2 protein-coding genes are annotated in these 2,276 nt (G+C 61.6%); both read right to left on the reverse strand.

Translation table 11 applies throughout. From position 1 onward, the window contains the following. Positions 1–665 precede the first annotated feature (665 nt). Entirely contained in the window at positions 666–1,286 is a 621-nt protein-coding gene (locus B9S57_RS00645; RefSeq protein WP_103513562.1) for a hypothetical protein, read from the reverse strand. Continuing rightward, positions 1,287–2,276, reverse strand: a 990-nt coding sequence (locus tag B9S57_RS00650; protein ID WP_308457370.1) for an acyltransferase, incomplete at its 5' end; no start/stop codon positions are given.

A 2,276-nucleotide genomic window follows, 5' to 3' on the forward strand; every position in this document is an offset into this window, starting at 1 on the left:
ATAAGCGCCGGCCCTCGCTAGCCGTTACATAATTGTAGAGCGGCGGCGCTCGACTGCTGGTGGCGAGGTGGAGCTGACTTGCGTTGAAGCGCCCTCCGGGCACCCCTCCTGCACCTGATGTGTACCCATTATGTAACGCTCTCGGGGTAACGGTGCACAATTACGTAACGATCACTCTTCGTGTTTATAAGTAGTGGTCTGGACCTCTTACGAAACACTAGATGCCTGAAAGGAGTTACAGAAACCTCCCCAGAGAGATTCTGTAAACTCACTGAGAGAGCGGCACACATTTCTGGTGCATTCACTCGCGTTACATTATCTGTTTTCTGGTGGGGCGTTGGGTATTCTGTACCGATTCTCTACGGATGGTGCTCTCCAAAGGGGTGAATCGTTGTGTCGCGAAGCAGAATATCAGGACCTAATTTGGGGCTCATTTTTCTTGTGCTCGAGTTTCTTTGTGGTGGTCGGCGTGAAAATGACATGGTCCTTCGTCACTCATGCCAGCAACGAGTGAGCATCACCCGTCAGCGTCAACGACCAGGTCACCGCACCTGCGCCACTGACGCTCAGACGACGAGGTCCAACTGACACTCCCCGCAGACCATCAGTCTTACGGGGCGCCGAGCGCCGCTTTGGGCCGGTCAGGCCGGCTGCGGGCGGTCGTGTCAGGCGCCGATGCCGATGTAGGAGACGTAGGTGTAGGCGCCCCAGTCGGAGTCGAGTTCGGCGATGATGTCGTCCCAGAGGTCTTCCATGGTGTCCAGGTCGCTGGCGACGAGGGCGTCGACGGCGTCGTCCCAGATGTAGCGGACCTGCCGGTGTTGGATCCTCAGGTTGTCGCGGCGGCGTGGCTCGTCGACGGTGGTCTGGTTGACGGGGTGGATCTCGATGCGGGTGCCGCGGCCGTTGCGGTTGAGGTGTTGCTTGAGGGCGCCGGGGTTGGTGAGCACGTTGTGGGCTCGTAGGTTCCAGTAGGCGGTGTCGATCGCTTCGAGGTTGGCTGGGCGCGGGCGCTGGGTGCCGCGGGTCCAGGCGCGGATCGTGGCGGGGGCGGCGTGGATGCCGGCGTCGGTCAGGGCTTGGGGGCCGCTTTTGGTGGTGGTGAGGTAGCGCATGCGGGCTTTCAGGCCGCGGCGGGTGTCGACTGGGGATTTGATTCCGCCGTCGATGATCATGCGTTCGAGGGCGTCTTCGAGGGCGCGGGCGAGGGCGATTTTGCCGTGGACGTTTCCGGGGTCGCGGTCTGCGCCGTAGTTGCCGAAGTTTTTCCATCCGTCGGTCGACATCTATCGAGCGCTCTTCCTTGGCAGGGGGTATTGGTCTTTTTGTTTCATCTGGGTGGTGAGGCGGCCTTCGGTGAATACGGTGCGCCAGTCGCCGGCTACGTGGAGTTCGTCGGTGCCGCGGACGCGGACGACGGTCAGGCCGTTGCTGTGGGCGCGGTGGGATTTATACCAGAGGTTAGCGAATGCCTGGGAGCGGATGATGTGCATCCAGTCGGGTCGGCGGATGTCGCGGTTGACGCTTGATTCTCCGATGGTGGAGGTGAATTTTGAATACATGGCTTTGATGTATTCGATGGTCACCGTGTCGTCGGCTTTGAGGGCGTTTGTGCGGGCCTCGGTCAGGATACGGCGGAATTTTTCCAGGAGGCCTTCGCTGGCGCCGGAGGTCCAGCACTCGGTGATGTGTGGGGCCTCGCACAGGCCCAGGCGGGCGCAGCGGATCAGTAGGCGGATGGTGGCGTCGTCGAGGAGGACGGGGCCGTCTTCGCGGCGGTTGCCGATCGGGTCGGGCAGGTGGGGATGGTGCCAGGTGGGGCGGGTGGGAAGGTGGTAGATGCCGGAACGCTTGGGGTCAAAGCCACCGTTGGGTTCGTGGATCAGGGCGCCGATGGGCAGGTGGGTCTTGAAGGCAGACAGGAAGCTGGCGTTGGTGTCGAGGGCGTTGACGGTGATCGGGGGGTGGGTGCCGTTTTGGAGGGCTTCCATGAGGTGGGTGTTGGTCCAGTTGTGGCGGCCTTCCCAGATTTCGTCGGCGCCGTCCTTGGTTTTCTTGCGGAGGAATTCGAGGGTTTCCGGGTAGACGGTGTGTTCGTAATTTCCGCCGACGCGGGTGGCTTCGAACAAGGCCATTGCGTTCGGTACTGCCTTTTTCACCAGGGCTTCGGTTGCGGCGGTGATGTCACCGTCGTGGTCGTGGAGGGCTTCGTCGACGGCGTGGGTGATCATGCCGGTGAAGTAGCTGTAGTCCCGGTTTGCGTAGCCGCCTTCGGG

It is taken from the genome of Streptomyces sp. SM10 (assembly GCF_002910915.1).
GTDB lineage: Bacteria > Actinomycetota > Actinomycetes > Streptomycetales > Streptomycetaceae > Streptomyces.

Excerpts from the sequence above, each read along its gene's own strand:
- B9S57_RS00645 (WP_103513562.1), bottom strand. The coding sequence starts at position 1,286 with ATGTCGACCGACGGATGGAAAAACTTCGGCAACTACGGCGCAGACCGC.